The sequence below is a fragment of the Arcobacter ellisii genome (assembly GCF_003544915.1).
In the GTDB taxonomy this organism is placed as follows: Bacteria; Campylobacterota; Campylobacteria; order Campylobacterales; family Arcobacteraceae; genus Aliarcobacter; species Aliarcobacter ellisii.
In genome coordinates this window covers 1,784,050-1,803,553 of the sequence record NZ_CP032097.1, presented here as the reverse complement: position 1 = coordinate 1,803,553, position 19,504 = coordinate 1,784,050, and the positions used below count along the sequence as shown (strand labels likewise).

At 26.3% G+C, this 19,504-nt stretch carries 20 protein-coding genes; 11 read left to right on the top strand and 9 right to left on the bottom strand.

From position 1 onward, the window contains the following. Positions 1 to 8 precede the first annotated feature (8 nt). The gene (locus AELL_RS09180; RefSeq protein WP_118917666.1) at positions 9 to 641 is read left to right on the top strand and encodes a peptidoglycan recognition protein family protein; all 633 of its coding nucleotides are present in this window, start codon (positions 9 to 11) and stop codon (positions 639 to 641) included. On the opposite strand, the gene AELL_RS09175 is transcribed toward AELL_RS09180, so the two are convergent. Further along, positions 638 to 1,414 (bottom strand): RMD1 family protein, encoded by a 777-nt coding sequence (locus AELL_RS09175; RefSeq protein WP_118917664.1) that lies wholly within the window; start codon positions 1,412 to 1,414, stop codon positions 638 to 640. The two genes, AELL_RS09180 and AELL_RS09175, sit on opposite strands and share 4 nt — an antisense overlap. Positions 1,415 to 1,526: 112 nt before the next feature. Between AELL_RS09175 and AELL_RS09170 the strand changes: the two genes are divergently transcribed. Both AELL_RS09170 and AELL_RS09165 read left to right on the top strand, forming a co-directional pair. After that, positions 1,527 to 2,801 carry an MFS transporter gene (locus AELL_RS09170; protein WP_118917662.1) on the top strand — a complete coding sequence of 425 codons (1,275 nt, stop codon included), beginning with the start codon at positions 1,527 to 1,529 and terminating at the stop codon, positions 2,799 to 2,801. Further along, a complete protein-coding gene (locus AELL_RS09165; protein ID WP_118917660.1) occupies positions 2,791 to 4,791 on the top strand; it encodes a BCCT family transporter in 2,001 nt (666 codons plus the stop codon). Before AELL_RS09170 ends, AELL_RS09165 begins: the two co-directional genes overlap by 11 nt. Before the next feature lie 18 nt (positions 4,792 to 4,809). On the opposite strand, the gene AELL_RS09160 is transcribed toward AELL_RS09165, so the two are convergent. Both AELL_RS09160 and rraA read right to left on the bottom strand, forming a co-directional pair. Then, positions 4,810 to 7,341: a glycosyltransferase family 2 protein gene (locus tag AELL_RS09160; protein ID WP_118917658.1), complete on the bottom strand. Its 2,532-nt coding sequence runs from the start codon at positions 7,339 to 7,341 to the stop codon at positions 4,810 to 4,812. 110 nt (positions 7,342 to 7,451) lie between these two features. Then, positions 7,452 to 7,934 carry a ribonuclease E activity regulator RraA gene (gene rraA / locus AELL_RS09155; protein ID WP_118917656.1) on the bottom strand — a complete coding sequence of 161 codons (483 nt, stop codon included), beginning with the start codon at positions 7,932 to 7,934 and terminating at the stop codon, positions 7,452 to 7,454. A gap of 176 nt (positions 7,935 to 8,110) precedes the next feature. Between rraA and AELL_RS09150 the strand changes: the two genes are divergently transcribed. The 7 genes from AELL_RS09150 (at position 8,111) to AELL_RS09120 (ending at position 12,551) form a co-directional block, all read left to right on the top strand. Next, positions 8,111 to 9,043: a methyltransferase domain-containing protein gene (locus AELL_RS09150; protein ID WP_118917654.1), complete on the top strand. Its 933-nt coding sequence runs from the start codon at positions 8,111 to 8,113 to the stop codon at positions 9,041 to 9,043. A gap of 64 nt (positions 9,044 to 9,107) precedes the next feature. After that, positions 9,108 to 9,392, top strand: a complete 285-nt coding sequence (locus tag AELL_RS09145) for a hypothetical protein (protein WP_118917652.1) — start codon at positions 9,108 to 9,110, stop codon at positions 9,390 to 9,392. A 3-nt stretch (positions 9,393 to 9,395) separates the two neighbouring features. Continuing rightward, positions 9,396 to 9,851 (top strand): disulfide oxidoreductase, encoded by a 456-nt coding sequence (locus AELL_RS09140; protein ID WP_226805975.1) that lies wholly within the window; start codon positions 9,396 to 9,398, stop codon positions 9,849 to 9,851. Next, positions 9,841 to 10,488: a DsbA family protein gene (locus AELL_RS09135; RefSeq protein ID WP_118917650.1), complete on the top strand. Its 648-nt coding sequence runs from the start codon at positions 9,841 to 9,843 to the stop codon at positions 10,486 to 10,488. Before AELL_RS09140 ends, AELL_RS09135 begins: the two co-directional genes overlap by 11 nt. A 9-nt stretch (positions 10,489 to 10,497) precedes the next feature. Continuing rightward, entirely contained in the window at positions 10,498 to 11,679 is a 1,182-nt protein-coding gene (locus tag AELL_RS09130; RefSeq protein ID WP_118917649.1) for a hypothetical protein, read from the top strand. A gap of 3 nt (positions 11,680 to 11,682) precedes the next feature. Next, the gene (locus AELL_RS09125; protein ID WP_118917648.1) at positions 11,683 to 11,979 is read left to right on the top strand and encodes a hypothetical protein; all 297 of its coding nucleotides are present in this window, start codon (positions 11,683 to 11,685) and stop codon (positions 11,977 to 11,979) included. Continuing rightward, on the top strand, positions 11,979 to 12,551 hold the full coding sequence (locus AELL_RS09120) for a TlpA family protein disulfide reductase (protein WP_118917647.1): 573 nt from the start codon (positions 11,979 to 11,981) through the stop codon (positions 12,549 to 12,551). Before AELL_RS09125 ends, AELL_RS09120 begins: the two co-directional genes overlap by 1 nt. Here AELL_RS09120 and AELL_RS09115 read toward each other — a convergent pair. The 5 genes from AELL_RS09115 to AELL_RS09095 all read right to left on the bottom strand — a co-directional run bounded on the left by AELL_RS09115 (position 12,548) and on the right by AELL_RS09095 (position 17,773). Beyond that, the gene (locus tag AELL_RS09115) at positions 12,548 to 13,183 is read right to left on the bottom strand and encodes an HAD family hydrolase (protein WP_118917646.1); all 636 of its coding nucleotides are present in this window, start codon (positions 13,181 to 13,183) and stop codon (positions 12,548 to 12,550) included. The two genes, AELL_RS09120 and AELL_RS09115, sit on opposite strands and share 4 nt — an antisense overlap. Before the next feature lie 216 nt (positions 13,184 to 13,399). Next, positions 13,400 to 13,963, bottom strand: a complete 564-nt coding sequence (locus AELL_RS09110) for an LOG family protein (protein WP_118917645.1) — start codon at positions 13,961 to 13,963, stop codon at positions 13,400 to 13,402. Next, positions 13,963 to 16,449, bottom strand: coding sequence for an efflux RND transporter permease subunit (locus AELL_RS09105; protein WP_118917644.1), 2,487 nt, complete (start codon positions 16,447 to 16,449; stop codon positions 13,963 to 13,965). The genes AELL_RS09110 and AELL_RS09105 overlap by 1 nt, the downstream gene beginning before the upstream one ends. Before the next feature lies 1 nt (position 16,450). Next, positions 16,451 to 17,038, bottom strand: a complete 588-nt coding sequence (locus AELL_RS09100; RefSeq protein ID WP_118917643.1) for a Tgt2/MlaC family protein — start codon at positions 17,036 to 17,038, stop codon at positions 16,451 to 16,453. A gap of 3 nt (positions 17,039 to 17,041) precedes the next feature. After that, on the bottom strand, positions 17,042 to 17,773 hold the full coding sequence (locus tag AELL_RS09095; RefSeq protein WP_118917642.1) for an MlaA family lipoprotein: 732 nt from the start codon (positions 17,771 to 17,773) through the stop codon (positions 17,042 to 17,044). A 172-nt stretch (positions 17,774 to 17,945) separates the two neighbouring features. On the opposite strand from AELL_RS09095, the gene AELL_RS09090 reads away from it, so the two are divergent. After that, positions 17,946 to 18,656, top strand: a complete 711-nt coding sequence (locus AELL_RS09090) for a YebC/PmpR family DNA-binding transcriptional regulator (RefSeq protein WP_118917641.1) — start codon at positions 17,946 to 17,948, stop codon at positions 18,654 to 18,656. A gap of 22 nt (positions 18,657 to 18,678) precedes the next feature. Here the strand turns inward: AELL_RS09090 and AELL_RS09085 are convergent, their stop codons facing one another. Then, complete coding sequence (locus AELL_RS09085; RefSeq protein WP_118917640.1) at positions 18,679 to 19,503, bottom strand: M48 family metallopeptidase; 825 nt, start codon at positions 19,501 to 19,503, stop codon at positions 18,679 to 18,681. Between the last annotated feature and the right edge of the window lies 1 nt (position 19,504).

The following is a 19,504-nucleotide window of genomic DNA, read 5'->3' as shown; positions in this document are numbered from 1 at the left end:
ATCCTTCAATGAAAAATATATTAATAATAATTAGTTTTGTTCTAACTTTAAATGCAATAGAAATCAAGCAATTACCACTTGATTTTGGTGAAACAAGAGTTGAACTTACACGACAGTATATAAAAAACTCTTACGGTATAGAGGTTTTGGATATAAATATAATTCCAAAAATAATTGTAATTCATCATACAGCAATGGATGATTTAAAAGAGTCTTATGAAAGATTTAAACCTGAAATTTTAACAAGTGATAGAAAATATATAAAAAAAGCAGGAAATCTAAATGTTTCAGCCCAATTTTTAGTAGATTTTGATGGAACAATTTATTCAACTATGCCTGAAACTTATATGGCAAGACATGTAATAGGTTTAAATCTTTCAAGTATTGGAATTGAAAATATTGGGGGAAATAAAAAACCTTTAACAAAAGCTCAACTTGAATCGAATATAAAACTTGTAAGATATTTAAAAGAAAAATATAAAACAATAGAGTATTTAATTGGTCATTATGAATATACAAAATTTGAAAATCATCCTCTTTTTTTAGAAAAAGATAAAAATTACAGAACAATAAAACACGACCCAGATGAGAATTTTATGGAAAGTTTAAGAGCAAACTTTCCTGATTTAAAATCTTTTTAAAAATGGTCTTTTATATTTATAACTATTTCAAAAGTAATTAAAATTATAATAATCCACTCTAAAAAAGATGAATATCTGTGTTTTTGTTCATCTCCTAAAACGTGTAAAAGTTCTTGAATAACTTCTAGTTTTTTATTTAAAACTTCTACTCTTGATTTTATATCAAGATATTTTATTAACTTTTCATATTGATTTTCATACTCTGGATATTCCCAAAAAAATTCAGGAGTATCAAGTAAATCATAGTGTAAATTCATTTTACTTTTTACTAAAAATAGTTCACCAATTTTTTTAGAAATCTCTTTTTTTGTAAGATTGATTTTTCCTGTATGAGCCAATTGTAAAGGAATGCTAGAGTTATTTTCAATTGAAGTTAGAAGTTCTTTTTCAAATTGGTCAAGTTTTACATTTTGGGCTAAGGCTTGAGAAATAGCAATTTTAGAGATATTCGATAAATTATTTAGATAAATTGTATCAAAATTGATTTTGAATTCATTTTCTAAAGTGTAATTTAACTCTTCAATAAATGGAATATCAAAACTATTTATCTCAAAATTTTTTATAAAATCCATAAAAAATTTAATATTTTCAAATTTTACATTCCAACAAATAAATACTCCATATTTGAATAGAATTATTTGCTCATCTTCTTCTAAATTTATAATTACAGCATCTTTTATGATATTACATTTATATCGTTCTTCTAGGCTTGTAAATATGTTTTTCTCAAATTTTTCACAACTTAAATAAGAGATTAGTTTTTTTGTTTGCATGTTTATTCCATTAAAATAATTTATAATAATTATATAACAATTGTGTTACTTTTTAGAAACAATTCAAATAGATAAAAGAAAAATTTAAGAACAGATATGTTACTTTGAAAAGATGAATGAAAATATAAACACAAACTCGTATATAGATAAATTCACATTAAATCCAGTTTCATCTTTGTTTTTTGCTATAGGTTTTTTAGCAATAGGTTATGGAATGATTTTGACTTATGTGGGAGTTTATCTAAAAGATTTAGGTTTAAATGATGCAGTTATTGGTTTAATAAATGCTTCATTTTTTCTAGGCGCCATTGGCTCCTCAATATTTAGTCAAAAAATAATATCCTCCGTCGGGCATATAAGAAGTTTTGCAACTTTTGCTTCTTTGATGGTTATATCTTTTTTACTTCATGCACTCTTTTTTAATGAATACTTATGGGCATTTTTACGTTTTGTCTCTGGTTTTGCTTTTTATGCACTTTTAATAATCATCGAAAGTTGGTTAAATGAAAAAAGTAGCCAAACGCACAGAGGAAAAATACTTGCGATTTATACAATTATTTTTTATTTAGCTACTGCACTTGGACAAGTTTTTTTAAATATAAAAGGTGATACAACTTATATAATTTTTATATTAGGTTCAGTTTTAATCCTTTTTTCAGTCCTTTTTATCTCTATGACAAAAATAAAAGAACCAATTTTAAAACCTTTTGAAAAATATAGTTTTCCAAAACTTTATAGCGTAGTTCCACTAGCTCTTACAGGAAGTTTTATTGGTGGATTTTTTGTTGGTGGTTTTTTTACAATGGTGCCTATTTATTTGATGCAAAAATATTCATCAATTGAAACAGTATCTGTTTTTATGGCTTGTTCAATAATTGGAGGATTGATTTCACAATGGCCAATTGGACTTTTGTCTGATAAATATGGAAGAAGAAAAATTATAGCTTATAGTGGTTTTTATATCTTTTTTGTATCTTTATTTTTTTTATTTTCTTCTTTATTGGATAACTATATCTATTTTTTAGGAATTTTTCTTGGTTTCTCTATTTTTAGTATTTATCCTTTATCTCTTGCAAGGGCAAATGATGTAATTGATGAGAATAAAGATATAGTTGAAATAAGTAGGACATTACTTTTTGCTTATGGCTTAGGTTCTTTTATTGCTCCTATTATTTTAGGTATTGGACTTTTTTATTATTTGGAATTTATCTTTTTAATATTTGCTATTTTAGGACTATTTTTAGGTTTTTACTCTTTGTCAAAAAAACGAGTGGCAGATGATGATATGAGTATATTTGTAAATATTCCCGTAGCTTCAGGAAGTGTGGTTGTGGAGTTAGACCCACGACAAGATTTAGAAAATGAAAAGGAAAAAAATGAAAAATAATTTTAAAACAACAATTTTAAAACCAGTATTTATCCCCTCTGTTATTTTTATAATAGCATTGGTGAGTTTTGCTATTTTGTCACCTCAAATTGCAAATGAAGTTTTTACAAATGTTAGAAATTTTGTTGCAGATAAATTTGGTTGGCTTTATATGTTAGGTGTAGGTATTTTTACTTTATTTGCACTTTTTTTAGCTGTTTCTCCCTTTGGAAAATTTAGATTAGGACCAGACCAGTCAAAACCTACTTATAGTAATCTTTCATGGTTTGCTATGCTTTTTTCAGCAGGAATGGGAATAGGGCTTATGTTTTGGAGTGTAGCAGAACCAGTTATGCACTATGTTTCTCCTCCTGTTGGAACAGCTCAAAGTATTGATTCTGCAAAAATGGCAATGAATATTTTGTTTTTTCACTGGGGATTACACGCATGGGCTATTTATGCAATAGTGGGCTTAGTTTTAGCATATTTTTCTTTTAGACATGGATTACCTTTATCTATTAGGTCAGCGTTATATCCTTTAATTGGAGATAAAATTTATGGAAAAATAGGGCATAGTGTTGACACAATAGCAGTTTTAGGAACGGTTTTTGGAGTTGCTACATCTTTAGGATTTGGGGTATTACAAATAAACTCAGGATTAAACTATCTTTTTGAAATACCTGTTGGAATTACAACTCAAATTATTTTAATTGCATTAATTACGGCAATTGCAACTATTTCAGTTGTTTTAGGTTTAGATGGAGGTATTAAAAGATTATCTGAATTAAATCTTTATTTAGCAGGTTTTTTACTTTTATTTATATTTTTAGCTGGACCTACATTTTTTTTACTAAATACTTTAATACAAAATATTGGTTCATATCTATCAAATATTGTATTTATGACTTTTAATCAATACTCTTATGATACAACTTCTTCTTGGATGAGTTCTTGGACTCTATTTTATTGGGCTTGGTGGATAGCTTGGGCTCCCTTTGTTGGAATGTTTATAGCAAGAGTTTCAAGGGGAAGAACAATTAGAGAGTTTGTTATTGGAGTTTTATTTGTACCAGTTGGATTTACTTTTATTTGGATGACTGTATTTGGAAATAGTGCTTTATATTCTATTATGAATGAAGGTTTTACTCTTTTATCAACTGCTGTTTCAGCTGATGTTTCAACAGCACTTTTTAAATTTTTACAACATTTCCCTTTTTCAAGTTTTGTATCAATTATTGCAATTGTTTTAGTTGTTACGTTTTTTGTTACATCATCTGATTCAGGTTCTTTAGTTGTAGATACAATAGCTTCAGGGGGAAGAGTAAATAATCCAGTTTGGCAAAGAATATTTTGGGCTGTAAGTCAAGGGGTAGTTGCAATTGCTCTTTTACTTGCAGGAGGACTTCAAGCCTTACAATCAGCATCAATAATCATGGCTTTACCTTTTGTTTTTGTTATGTTAATTGCTTGTTGGGGAATGTATAAGGCTTTAAGTTTAGAAAGTATTAGAAATGAGAGTTTACAGCATCATATGAATGCAGGTCGTCATGGAAAAATAAGTGGAACATGGCAAGCAAGATTAAGTAGAATAATAGAGTTTCCAAAAGTTGAAGAGACAAAAAGATTTATAAATGAAGATGTTATAAGTGCAATGAATTTAGTAAAAGATGAACTTTCTAAATATTCATGGAATGTTGAAGTTTCAAATGATAAGTTAAATGCAATCTCTATTATAAGAGTTGAACATTCTGATGATTTTGATTTTATTTATGAAGTTAGAGCAAAAAATTATGATACACCAAGTTATGCTTATCCTGAATCAGTAAATCCTACAAAAGCACAAAAAAAATATGCAAGAGCCGAAGTTTTTTTACAAGATGGAAATAAAGCTTATGATATTTATGGATATGATGAAGATGTGATAGCAACGGATATAATTGACCAGTTTGAAAAACATAGACACTTTTTAAATAATACTTCTAGTTTAAATCCAGTAGTACCAATTAATTAAGATTAACAATCAGAAGTTTTATGACTTCTGATTGTTTTTGATAGAGTAAACTTCTAAGAATCTCATAATAATAGCTGAGATATAAGGAATACTTTGGATAAAAATAGTTGCAGCAAATACATAGATTTCTGTAATACCAGTTTTATTAGTAAAAATTAAAGCAAAGAAAGAAGCTAATAATAAAACTCCAAGAATTGTTTCATGTTTTATTGGATTAGCACTTTTTTTAGCTGTTTTCCCACCTTTTTGAGTTCTTTTAAATGGTAAACCATCTTTTACAAATCCATCATAAACTGCTTTGAAAATGATTAATTGTAAACTCATTGAAGCTATTGAACTTAATATAGTATTTTTAATACTTGTTTTTACTTTCATTCTATATAAAATAAATGTATGTAAAATATTTACTAAAAACGCTGTAATAATTGGAATAGTTAATGGAATTGTTGGAATTGTTACACCAACAAAAATAATAACTGGAACCCAAATAATATTCATAATAGCCATAACTGGACCCATAGCATCACTTAACCAGAAAAACCAACCTGCAACAAACTTTTTCTTTTGATTTGGAGTTAATTTTGTTGATGATGGTTTAAACTCTTTCCAGTGTTTTTTAAGAATTTGAATTGCTCCATAAGCCCATCTATGTCTTTGCGTTTTAAATGCTTCAACAGTATCAGGAAGTAATCCATAACCATATCTTCTATTTGTATAGTGTGCGATATATCCTGCTTCAAATAGTCTTAAACCTAATTCACTATCTTCAACGATAGTATCAGTTCCCCAACCACCAACTTCCATCATAGCACTTAGTCTTACCATAACCATAGTTCCGTGAACAACAATAGCATTCTCTTCATTTCTATCAATCATACCAATATCAAAGAATCCAGCATATTCAGCATTCATAGCAGCTTTAATAATTGATTCATCACCATCTCTATGGTCTTGTGGAGCTTGAACAATAGCAACTTTTGGGTCATCAAATAAAGGAACTAAATCAACTAACCATGGAGATTCAACTACATAATCTGCATCAATTACAGCAATAATTTCAGCTCTTTTATCTGTTTGTTCAAGTGCAGCATTTAAAGCACCTGCTTTAAATCCTGAACATGTGATATTCATAAATACAAATTTTTCACCTAACTCTTCACATAGTTTTTCAATTGGTTTCCAATAGAACTCTTCAGGAGTATTATTAATAATAACTAAAACTTCATAATTTGGATATTTAAGTCTACTTAATGCTCTTAAAGTCTCTTCTAAAACATGAGGTTGCTCTTTATATGCAGGAACATGAATAGATACAAATGGAGCATTTTCAGATCTTAAATCAAGTGGAACTAATCTAGTTGGAGGAGTTCCAATTGAACACTTAAATAGTTCATTTGCTTTTGCTAATGTAATAATTACTAATGGAATCATTAAAAATGTTCCCATTCCCCACATTATCCACATACCAAAGTTCATGTAGTTTGTAAATGGATAAATTACAGCCATAACAATACCAAATGCCATACCTTGTGCAGCAATTGCATAAGCAATAGCATGATTTAAGTTTAATCTTTGATTTCTTAATCCATAAAGAGTTATTAAAGCACCAATTATAATTGCAGCAATCATTTGGTATAACCAATATTGATTTAATTCAATATCACCATTTAGAGAGAATTTTAATTCTCTACCAGATGTAAAAATTCCCCAATATTGTCCAACATTACCTTCATCATAACCTTTCCATTGTTGGTCAAAAGCTTCGATTATATTATAAGTCCAACCATTTTCTTTTGCTAAATTTATGAAACCTCTAATAGCCATAGCTTGATTTTTTAAACTAGGAACTGCACCTCTATTATTATATCCATGACTTGGCCAACCAGTCTCCCCAATCGCTATTTTTTTATTTGGATGGATACTTTTTACAACATTGTACTTTTCAATTACAAATGAGTTAAATAGTTCAATTGGAATTTTTTCCCAATAAGGTAAGATGTGAATTGTTAAAAAATCAACATGATTAGCAATTTCTGGAACTCTTTCCCAAACATCCCAAGTTTCAGCTGTTGTGATTGGTTTATCTGTGTATTCTCTCATAAAATCAATATAAGCCATAAGCTCAACTTCATTTATATCAGCTCTTAAAAGTGTTTCATTTCCCACTATTACATTTGCAATATTGTCAGGATATTTTTCTAATAACTTAATAGCTCTTTCAACTTCTTTGAAGTTCTCTTTTAAGTCACCACTTAACCAAAGTCCTAAATCAATAGGCATATCAGTTTTAGAAGTTACTTCTAAAATAGCTTCTGCTTCTGATGCAGCATATGTTCTAACTTTGTTAGTAAAGTGTACTAACATATTAACATCGTTTTCGATTTGTTGATATGACAACATTTTTTTGTCATATCCCTCATATGGAGAATATGAAAGTGACTCAATTTTGTCAAATGAGTCGTCAGATAAAGATACACGATTATCTTGCGTAATCCAGAAGAATACTTGGAATAATCCTGCCATAATAAGACCTAAGATAATATATCTCAACTTAGTTTCCTTTAATAATAAATAATGGCGAATATTAACATTTTTTAGTTTATATATGTTAATAAAATGAAATTAAATTGAGATAGATGGTTTAATTTTGTTTATTTTTATTAAATCAGTCTGTTTTTTGTAACAATTATTCCATCATTATCAGCATAAATATAATCACCGCTATTAAAAGTAACTCCTTCAAAATTTAGTTCTATATCTCTATAAGAGTCTGTTTTCTCGAAATTTCTTAAAGGACAAGTTCCAATTGCAAATAATCCAACATCAATTTTTTTAGTTTCATCAGTATCTCTTACATAACCATTTAAAATAATTGCTTTCCAGTTATTGTTTTTTGCAAAAGTCATTAATTTGTCTCCAACAACTCCAAAAAATTCTTGAGAATTGTCAACAACTACAATTTTCCCTTCTCCATCTTCATCTCTTAACATTTCAAGTAATCTCCAATTACTTTTATCTAGTTTTACAGTAACTATTTCTCCACTAAATTTTTTTAATCCACCATAATTTTTAAATTTTGAAGATAATACTTGTATGTTTTTATCTCTGTTATCATCGCATAAATCTGCTGTTTGTATATTCATTTTTTTTCCTTCTCTCCTAAGTTATAATCTAATAGTAATAAAAACAAATGTATAAAAAGTGTATAAATTAAAAAAAAATAAATTTTTATAATTAATTTAAAAAGATAAGCAAAAAAGTAACAATGTGATAATTATATGAAATATTATATAATCCCAAAAAAAATATGTGAGAGAAAATGAAAAAATTTACCCAAGAAACAATGTTTGAGATAATTTCTTATTTAGAAAAAGAGTTAAAAGAAAAAGATGAGATTTTATTTGAAGTATTAAATCCAGATATAAAAATAGATATTTATGCAGGAGAAATTTATCAGATAGAAAATGAAAAATTTATTTATAGGTCTTATAAATCTTGGTGTGATTTAGCAGAATTGTTTTTTTGTAAGATGTTAATAGAGTCTTTAAATAAAAATATTGTAGTTTTGAAGTTCCAAAAACTAAATAGATTTGACTCTTTTCATAATGATACAAATGATGAGAAAAATGAAAAATATGGAGAAGAATCAACTTTTTTTAGGATAAATAAAAATGAAGAACCAGCTTTTTTATACTCTTATATGAAAGCTTTAATAAATGTAAAAATAGAAGAGAAAAAAAATATTTTGAATTTAGGAATAAATAAAGCCGATGAATTTGAAGTTATAAAAGAACTTTTAGATGAAGAAATTTTTAAAAATATCTCATTTACAGGAATTGATTATTCCTCAAGTGCTATAGAGTTTGCGAAAAAAAGATTTCCAAGTAAAAATTTTAATTTTTATACCCATGATATAAATAAATTAGCTGAGTTAAATTTAAAAAAATCCGATTTAATTATCTCTATTGGAACTTTGCAAAGTTCAAGTTTAAATTTTAAACTTTTATTTATGGATTTAGTTCAAAATTATTTAGAAGAAAAAGGTTCGATAATTTTAGGTTTTCCAAATTGTAGATGGATAGATGGAGAGATGATTTATGGTGCAAAAGCCCCAAACTACTCTTATAGTGAACAATCAATTTTATATAAAGATGTATATTTTTGTAAAAAATATTTACAACAAAAAAAATATAGAGTTACAATAACTGGAAAAAACTATCTATTTTTAACGGCTACATCTATAAAACAATAAAAAAAGAGTTTGTATATCTATTTTTTTTTGTTACAATTAGTTATATAAATTTAAGGAGTCTATTATGCCAGCAAAACATATAGAAGTAAAAACGTTTAAGTTAGCTCATACAACTGATGATGTTGTAAAAATAGAGCATGTTGAAAAACCTTATGGTGAATATAGTAGCCCTGTTGTTAGTATTGCTGTTTATTCTCACGGTAAAACTAAAGTTTCTGAGGTTGAAATTCCTTATGAAAATATACAAGAATTTTTAAAAGCTTTAAATGAATCTATTGCTTTATGTGAATCTATACCTCACAATCCAATACATGGAGAATTAAATTCTGAAATTGGTGGAGGAGCCTAATAGATGAATGAAATTTCATCAGATATCAAAAGGTCAAACTTCTCAAGTTTGACCTTTATTTTTTTAGCATTTTTAGTATCTTTAGTTGCAACATTGGGAAGTCTCTTTTTTTCAGAGATTATGCATTTTATTCCTTGTTCTTTATGTTGGTATCAAAGAATTTTTATGTATCCATTGGTTTTATTATTTTTAGTTAATCTTTTATATCCTGATGATAAAATTTTTAAATATAGTTTTCCTTTAGTAATTATTGGATTGTTAATTTCTATTTATCAAAATTTATTGATTTATAAAGTAATCCCTGAAAATCTATCTCCTTGTGTTAGTGGAATTCCTTGTTCAGTTGATTATTTAAACTGGTTTGGGTTTATTACAATTCCTTTGTTATCTTTTTTTTCTTATACTACCATTCTTATTTTATTAATTTTATTTAAAAGGAAAAGTGTAGATGCAGAATAAAAAGTTAGTATTAGGTTCATTAGTTGCTTTGATTGTTTTATTTATAGGATTAGCAAGTTTTTACAAAAGTAATGAAGTAAAAGAAGATGAAAAAAAGGTTTTAAGTAAAAGTGATTTATTACTTAGAGAACACTCTATTAAATTTGGTGAAAATAAAAAGAATATTTCAGTTGTAGAATTTGTAGACCCAGAGTGTGAATCTTGTGCAATGTTTCATCCAATTCTTAGAAAATTATATAAAGAGTATCATGAAGATATTCAATTAGTTGTTAAATATATTCCAAATCATTTGAATTCAAAATTTGCAATAAGAATTTTAGAAGCTTCAAGAGAACAAAACAAATATGAAGAAGTTTTAAGTGTTATTTTTGAAAAACAACCTTTATGGGCACAACATAATAATGAAAAACCAGAATTATTATGGGAATTTTTATCAACAATTCCTGACCTTGATATGAATAAATTAAAAGAGGATTCAAAAAATCCTAAAATTGATAAAATCATGGAAATTGATTCTTCTGATGCAAGAGAATTAGAAGTAAGAGGAACACCAACTATTTTTGTAAATGGAAAAAGATTAGCAGTTTTATCTCAAAAAGATTTATTTGATTTAGTTGAAGCTGAGATTTATAAATAAGGATATTTAATGTCATTTTTTGAAGAAATAAAAAATAGTTTGTCTCTTTTAAAAGAGTCAAATTATGATTTTGGAGGTGTTTATTCGCAAAATCCAAATAACATAAATATATTTATTTTAATTTCAATAGTTTTATTATTAAGCATAATTATTCTTTTAATAAATGCTTTTAAAAAATCTCAATTATCAAAGGATATTTCAACTATAAAAGATAGTTCTGATTTTTTGGAATTTGATAAAAAGTTGACAAAAATATCAAAAGAGATATCAAAAAGAGGCATTGAAATTGCAAATAAATTGAATCTTTCAAAAAATGAAATATGTGAAAAAGGTTTGTATTTAATCAAAGATTTTAATATCAAAGAAAAAATTGATGCTTATAAAAAAATCTCAAATAATTTTGATTTAATATCAAAAAATACAAAAAGGTATGAAATAGGGGAATTAAACAATTTTTTTGAAGAAAAATCTATTTCATTATTGGAAAAAAATCTTTTGAAAGAGATAGAAAGTTATTATAAAAATACAAGATTTTGTGAAAATGATGTTGAATTTGTAAATAGTATTGTTTCTTATTCAAAGAATTTACCAAATCCTTTTTCTATTTTAAATCCTTTACAAGAAGAGATAAATAAATTTAGTTTAGCATTTAATTTAGATGTATATAAATTTGTTAAAAAATTAACAAAAAATTTTTCAGGAGAAATTTTTGTTAAATCTAATAAAAAATTAGAGGATTTATTTAAAAATGAAGAGGCAATTATTTCTGAAGTTATTTTAAAACATATTTTAGAAAATGAGAATAAACAAAAAGTTTATGATTATATTTCAAATCTAAAAAATAAAAGTTATTTACAAAATTTATATTATAAATTTTTTGAACAAAGTGAAGATTTAGATTTAAGTTTATCATTTATAAAAAATAAAACTGAGATAGAAAATGATTATAAAGAGTACTTAAATAGTCAAATTACTTATCATTGGAAAGATTTAGAATATGTAAAATATATTTTAAATGCACCAAGAGTTTTACAAATAATTGGACATGATGATTATAGAACTATTTTAGAAAGAATGGAAAAATTACAAAAAGAGATAGATTTTGAAAAAAGTGTATCAGAAATTTTGAATGTTGCAAAAAATGCAGAAAAAATTGCTAAAGAAGCAAAAGCAATAGCAAGAAGTAGATAAATTATGGAATACATAAATGCTTTATTATTAAGTGCTATATTTACATTTCTCTTTATATCTTTTAAGAGAAAAAATAGTAGTGTTTTAAAACCAAAAGTAGTAAAAAAAGATGAGTTAATCGAGTCTTATAAACTTGAGCTTCAAGATATTTTAAAAGAGTATGAAGATAATAAAGAGTTACAAATGCAAGAAAGAATAAAATTTCTTAAAAGAGTAAATTATGAATTATCAATGAATATCTTTTTTGATGAAAATGAAGCAAAAGAGTTACTACAAGAATTGTCAAAGTTAGGAAAATAATGAGAAAGAGTTTAGTTTTTAGTTTATTAGTTTTAGGTGTATTATTTGGTGGTTGTGATTCAAAATCAACAATAGATGGAAGTGTAATTGCAAAAACAAAAAAAGAGGAAGTTAATACAAATTTTGTTCCTCAATCTTTTACATTAATTACAACTGATGAAAAGTTTATTAGTTTTACAAGTACAACTCAAGGTTTAGATTTTGATGAATTTAAAGGTAAAAAAGCAGTTTTAATTGATGTTTTTGCAACTTGGTGTCCACCTTGTATAGAAGAGATACCAACTTTAGTTGAGTTAAAAGAGAAATATAAAGACCAATTTGAAATAGTTTCAGTTTTATTTGAAAAAGATAAAACAAAAGAAGAGATAGAAGCTTTTATAAAACAACATGGAATTAATTATCCAATTACAATGGGTGAAGAAAACTTTAGACTTGCAAAAGAGTTAGGTGATATTAAAAAAGTTCCAGAGATGTTTTTATTTTCAAAAGATGGAAGATTTATAAATAAATTTGTTGGAAAAACTTCTAAAGAGGATTTAGAACAGTATATAAAAATGGCAATTGAAAACTAATTTAAAATAGTTTTCAATTCTTTTAGAGTCTCTATAAAATAACTTGCTTTTGAAAAATCTTGTGTGAGGGTAAATTCATTTTTTACAATCACACACTCAATTCCAGCTTTATGAGCTGCTGTTAAACCTCTTGTTGAGTCTTCAACTACAATTGCCTCTTGTTTCTTTGCTTTAAAGAGTTCTAGACCTTTTAAATATGGTTCAGGATGTGGTTTTGCAAAATTGTAATCCTCTTCACAAAGAACAAAATCCATAAAATCAACTATTCCTAAATTTTTATGAATAATTTCAAAATCAACTCTTCTTGAAGTTGTAACTATTCCCATTTTGTAATCTTTTGATAACTCTTTTAGAACATCTTTTACGCCATCAATTAAAATATTTTCTGTTTTTAGAAAGTTTTGATAATACTCATTTCTTTTGTTTCTTGCAATTTCAACTTCAGCAAAGGAAAAACCTTTGTCTAAAGCTTTTTGCCAAACTGTTGTTCCTTCACTCATAATTTTCATATATTCTTCAAACTCTAATTCAACATCAAAAAACTTTTTTAAAGCTTGTATATTTGCTTTAAAATACAAAGGTTCTGTGTGAACTAAAACTCCATCATTATCAAAAAGTATATATTTTTTCATTTATTAAGATTATTCCTATTTAAAAATTTTGCTAAAAAAAAAGGAAGCTTATAAAAAGCTTCCTTTAACTTGTATATAGTAGGAGGAGTAAAGTCAAAAAAATCTTAACATCGCAAATTAAGGTTTGTCTATCAACTTATAAAGTAATTATAATAGCTATGTATTAACCTTTTTTAAATCAAAGGTTAACAAAGTGTGAATAAGATAAAAAAACTCTTAATTTTGCCATTTATCTTTTGGTGCATTATAGTTTAAAATTTTTTCAATTATCTCATCAATATCATCTGAAACAATTAACATATCAACATACTCTTTTTTTATAAAACCTTCATTTACGCAGTTTCTTAAAAAATCAAGTAATTTATCGTAATATCCATTTATATTAAAAAACGCACAAGGTTTTTTATGATAACCAATTTGTGCAGCAGTAATAACATCAAAAATCTCATCAAATGTTCCATAACCACCTGGAATTGCTATAAATGCATCAGATAACTCTTCCATTTTAGCTTTTCTTTCATCCATATTATTTACTCTATAAATTTTTGTAAGATTTTTATTTTCAAGCTCTTTATTGATTAAATCAAAAGTTATAACACCAGTTACACTGTTGTTACACTTTAAAGATTCATTTGAAACTATTCCCATAAGTCCTTGTAAAGAACCACCATAAACAATATTTAATTTTTTTAGTGCAAGTTTTTGGGCTAAAACTTTTGTTTGTTCTTCATAGATTTTATCATTTCCAAATGAAGAACCACAGTAAATAGCAACATTCATTATTTTTTCTCCTTAATTTTGTCAAAAGGTTTAAATATCAGCAATAGTTTTGGAAGTAATAACAAATCAGCTAGTAGTACAGTAAACATTGTAACAACTGTTAATAATCCAAAATAGATAGTTGGGATTAGATTTGATAATACTAAGATTGAAAAACCAATAATTATTACTAAAGATGTGTAATACATGGCATAACCAATACTTTGATGAGACCTTCTCATTGCATTTATGTAATTATGGTCAACTTTAAACTCTTCTTTAAATCTATGAATAAAGTGAATTGTATCATCAACCCCAATTCCAATTGCAATTGCTGCAATTGTAATAGTCATAATATCCAAAGGAATATTTAACCATCCCATAATACCAAATATAGCTGATATTGGAATTATGTTTGCAAGTATTGCAATTGTTGCAAGTTTTAAAGTTCTAAATAAAATTAGGAACATTATAAATAAAACAATAATTGTAAATCCTAATGTAGAGATTTGAGATTCAAATAAAGATTGAAGCATATTGTTATATAAAACCATTAGATTTGAAAGTCTAAAAGTTGTCTCTTTATTTTTAATAATATCTCTTATATCACTGTTTATTTTATTGATTAAATCATTTCTTCTTAAATCTGGATTTGAATCCATAATTCTCATAGTAATTCTAGCTTCATTTTTATCGATATTAATAAATGGAGAAAGTATTAACGTTTTATATTTTTCTGGTAATTGATTGTATAGTAAAGCCAATGTTATACCATCAAGAGGTTTTCCATTGTTAAGAGATTGACCAATTTTTAAAAGTGTAGCTAAAGATTGAACTTTTCCAACTTCTGGAATAGTTTCCAAATAGTTATGAACAGCTGTAATTGTGTCCATTTTATCTTGACTAAACCAATATTGTTTATCATCTGCTGTTTTTGCAAATTCATTTTCAAAATCATCAAATTCATCAGTTGAATTTTTATTTATTTGTGGTTTTGGTTCATCTTTAAATTTGATGATAATATCAAGAGGAGTTGTACCACCTAAATTTTCATCAATAACTTTCATACCTTTATAAATATCTGTTGATTGTTTAAAATAGCTAATAAAACTATTTTCAACAAGAAGTTTTAATGCTCCAGTTGTTGAAAAAACAATAACTAAAATTGTTGTAATAATTATTGCTTTACCATGATGTTCAACTACATCAGAAGATTTTTTTATAAAAGAAAATCTTGTGTTTTTTTGTTCATGTTCATCTTTTTTATTCATTAAAATAAGTATTGCAGGGAAAGTTATAAAGGCTAAAAATAAAGATATAGCAATACCTGTACTCATCATAAGACCAAGATTTATAACTGGTTCGATATTTGATAAAACAAGTGAACCAAAACCTATAACAGTTGTTATAATTGCAAAAAATGAAGGATTAAATTTTGATAATACAGTGTTGATTATCAGTTTATATTGGCTTGCATTTTTATATTTTACATTTAATTCTCTATATCTTACAATCAAATGTAAAACTATTGAAATAGTAATAATTAACTGTAATGCTATAAAATTTGAAGATATAACAGTAACTTCCCAACCAAATAAACCTAAAAGTCCAGCTGTTGAAACTACTGAAATTAAACATACAAATAGAGGTAAAACAATCCATCTAAGATGTCTAAAAATATACCAAAGTATAAAAATTAAAATAGCAAGTAAACCTGAACCATAGATAATTAAATCATTTTTTACATAGCCAACAATATCGCTAGCTATCATATTTACACCACCAAGAAATATTTTAGCTTCACCTTGATAGCTTTTGATAATATCTCTTATATTTTCAATCTCTTGGGCTTCTTGAATTCTTAAAATATCTCTATACTCTTTAAACTCTAAAATGGCTTTTTTTAACTCATCTTTTTCTTCTTTAGAGATAGTTTTATCTTTTTCTTTTTTTAATAATGCATTTCTTTTTTCTAAAAGTTCAAAATATTTTGTATCAGTTTTTAGATTTAAAATGATTGCAGTTGTTTTAAAATCACTACTTACAAGTGAGTTTGAATATAAAGGTGAGTGTAATAATTCATTTTTAACTAGATTTGTATCAAACTCTTTTGTTTCAAGGGAATCAACTCCTTCAACTAAATCAGAAATTGGTCTTATTGGAGATTGAAGTAAAGGTACATTTAAAATAGAAGTGATACTTTCAACATTTTGTACTTTTAAAAAATCATTAGATATATTTTTTATAGTTTCTAAACTTTTCTGAGATAATAGTTCTTCATTTTTTGGAGAAAAAGTAACTACTAAAAAATCAGAATTATCATAAGTTTTATTTACTTCTCTAAAAAATTGTAAATCTTTGTCATCTTCTAAAAGTAAAGTTTCAGCGGATGCATCTATTTCAAGCTTTGTGGCATAATATCCCAAAGTTGAAACAAATAACATCAAAAGTGTAAGAACAATTAATGGATACTTTAGGATTAAAGTATCATATATTTTTTTTAACATATTATTTTTCTAATAAAGCTAACATTTCATCAAATGTTTTTTCTTTTAATAACCCTGAAAATTGTTGTCTATAAGTTTGAATGATACTAACTCCAACTAAATCAACATCATAAATTAACCACTCTTCATTATCTTTAGATTTATTATAAAAATTATAATTTATTTTATAAATTCCATCTTTTCCTAAAAGTTCAGTTTCTAGCTGTAATCTTGTGTTATTGTGTGGTTTTAATCCAATAATTTTTACTTTTTGGTCATTATAAAGTTCAAGTTTTTCAATATATGATTTTTTTAATTTATTTTCAAAAACTTTTGTAAATTGTTTTTGTTTTTCAGGTGTTAATGTACTCCAAGTCTCTTTCCCTAAAGCAATTTTTGCCATTAATTCATAATCAAAAACATCATCAATAATTTTGATAATTTCATCACCTTTTTGTGCAAAAGTTTTGTCTTTTTTTTCTAAAATTTGTAAAACATTATCGATTCTTTTTGTCATTTCTTGTTGAATTTCATCTTGTTTTAGCGCATTTGCATGGGAAAATGTAACAAGTGTTAATAATAAAACTTTTGTAAAAAATTTTTTAATCATTTTTTATTCCTCTATTTGTCTTTTTCTTGCTTGTGAATAAATATCTCTTAAGAATGGATATAAATCTAAAGCATCTTTTTTTATTGTTTCATATTGGTCTGGATTTAATGATGTATTATTTACTACATCAAATGTTTTGATACCAAACTCTTCTAAATAGTTATTTGGAATTTTATACTCCATAGTATTTTCTCCTAATGTACTAATTGGAGAAAGAATATTATCACCAGCTAAACCAACCATATCTCTAAGATTTGATGGACCAAGAAGTGGTAAAACTACAGGAATTCCCTCTCCAACTCCATAAAATCCTAATGTTTGTCCAAAGTCTTCTTTGTGAGCTTTAATATTTAGTTCTGATGTTGCTAAATCCATAAATCCACCAAGTCCCCAAAGAGTATTTATTAAAAATCTTTCTAACTCTTCCAGTGAATTTTTAAATTTTAGTTGTAATAAATTGTTTGTAAATCTTACAGGAAACATTATATTATTGAAAAAATTATCTATTCCTGTTCTTGCTGTTTCAGGTACAACATAAGCATATCCTTTAGAAACAGGAACTACGATATTTAGAAAAACTTTATCATTAAAAGTCGTCATTAATCTATTGTATCCACTTAGTGGGTCAAATACTTCTTGTGGTTTATTTGAAAATTCTGAGTCAAAATCTTCATAAAAATCTTCGTTGGCATAACTTAAAATTGCAAATAGTAATATAAAAATAATTTTTTTCAAACTGATTCCTTTTTATAGTGAATAGGAATTATATTGAAATTTTGTGGAAATAATCTTTAAACATTATTTTCCTTTGAATAATAGTTTCTATTTTGACCATTTATTTATAAACATATTATTACAAACCTGCTATAATCTGCGAAAAATTTTGAAAAATAAATTGGGAGTGATTATGGGAAGAGCCTTTGAATATAGAAAAGCGGCTAAAATGAAAAGATGGGGAAATATGTCAAGAGTTTTCCCAAAACTAGCACGTGCTATTGAAGTAGCAGCAAAAACAGGAGTTCCAGATCCAGAAATGAACTCAGCACTTAGGACAGCAATTTTAAATGCAAAAGCTGAAAATATGCCAAAAGCAAATATTGATGCAGCTATTAAAAGAGCAAGTGGTAAAGATGCAGCAAACTTCTCTGAAGTAAATTTTGAAGGAAAAGGTCCTCACGGAGTTTTAATATTTGTTGAGACTGCAACTGATAACAATACAAGAACAGTTGCAAATATTAAAATGTATTTTAATAAAACTGGTGGACAAGTAGTTCCAACTGGTTCTTTAGAATTTTTCTTTGATAGAAAAGCAATTTTTGAATTTGCAAAACCAACAAATATGGAACTTGAAGAGTTAGAATTAGAACTTATTGATGCTGGACTTGAAGAGATTGAAGAAGAAGATGGTGTTGTTTTAGCTTATGCAAATTATACAGATTTTGGAAATATGAATAATAAGTTTGAAGAACTTGGAATTGCTTTAACTAAAGCTGAATTAAAAAGAATTCCAAATAACCCTCAAGAGTTTACAGAAGCTCAACAAGAAGATATTGGTAAATTAATTGAAAAGCTTGAAGATGATGATGATGTTCAAGCTGTTTATACAAATATCGCTTAATTAAATAGAGAAATTTCTCTATTTAATATAACTTTTCTCCTAATAAATTATTTACATTTTCTTTAGTTGGACTACTTTTTTGAAGCATAGTTGGATTATTTTTCATTTTTAAAATTAGTGCTTTAATGTCATTTATTCTTGTAGTTGAACTTGGATGAGTTGAAAAAAACTCTATGGTTTCATTTTTCCCTTGAGACATATTATCCCAAAATTTTAAAGCTTCATTAAGATCATATCCTGCTTGTGCCATTAAGTATATTCCAATTTCATCAGCTTCACTCTCTTGCATTCTTCCATAAGGAAGCATAACTCCAACTTGTGAACCAATTCCATAAGTTTGATTAAATAAGTTTTGATATTGAGGTGCTGTAACTCCTAATGCAATATTTCCAACAACTCCAATTCCTTGTTGAACCATAGAAGCACTCATTCTTTCAGCTCCATGACGAGCAAGAGCATGGGCAATTTCATGGGAAATTACAGTAGCTAATTGGTCATCATTTTTAGCAACTTTTAGAATTCCTGTATAAACAACAACTTTTCCACCAGGTAAACAAAAAGCATTTTGGCTATCATTTTCGACTAAATTAAATTCCCAGTTAAAATCATCTCTATTTGCTACTTTTGCTATTCTTTGACCAATATTGTTAATTCTATTAGCATCTTTTGTTCCAACAATAACTTTTGAAGTTGAAAGGGCATCTTTGTACGATTTTTCTCCTAAAGCTAACTCTTCTTTTTGTGATACAAATATCATTTGAGACCTATTTGTATATGGAGTTTTAGCTGTACAACCAACGATGAGTAAAGTAGTTAAACTAAATAAAAAAGTTTTTTGTAGTTTCATT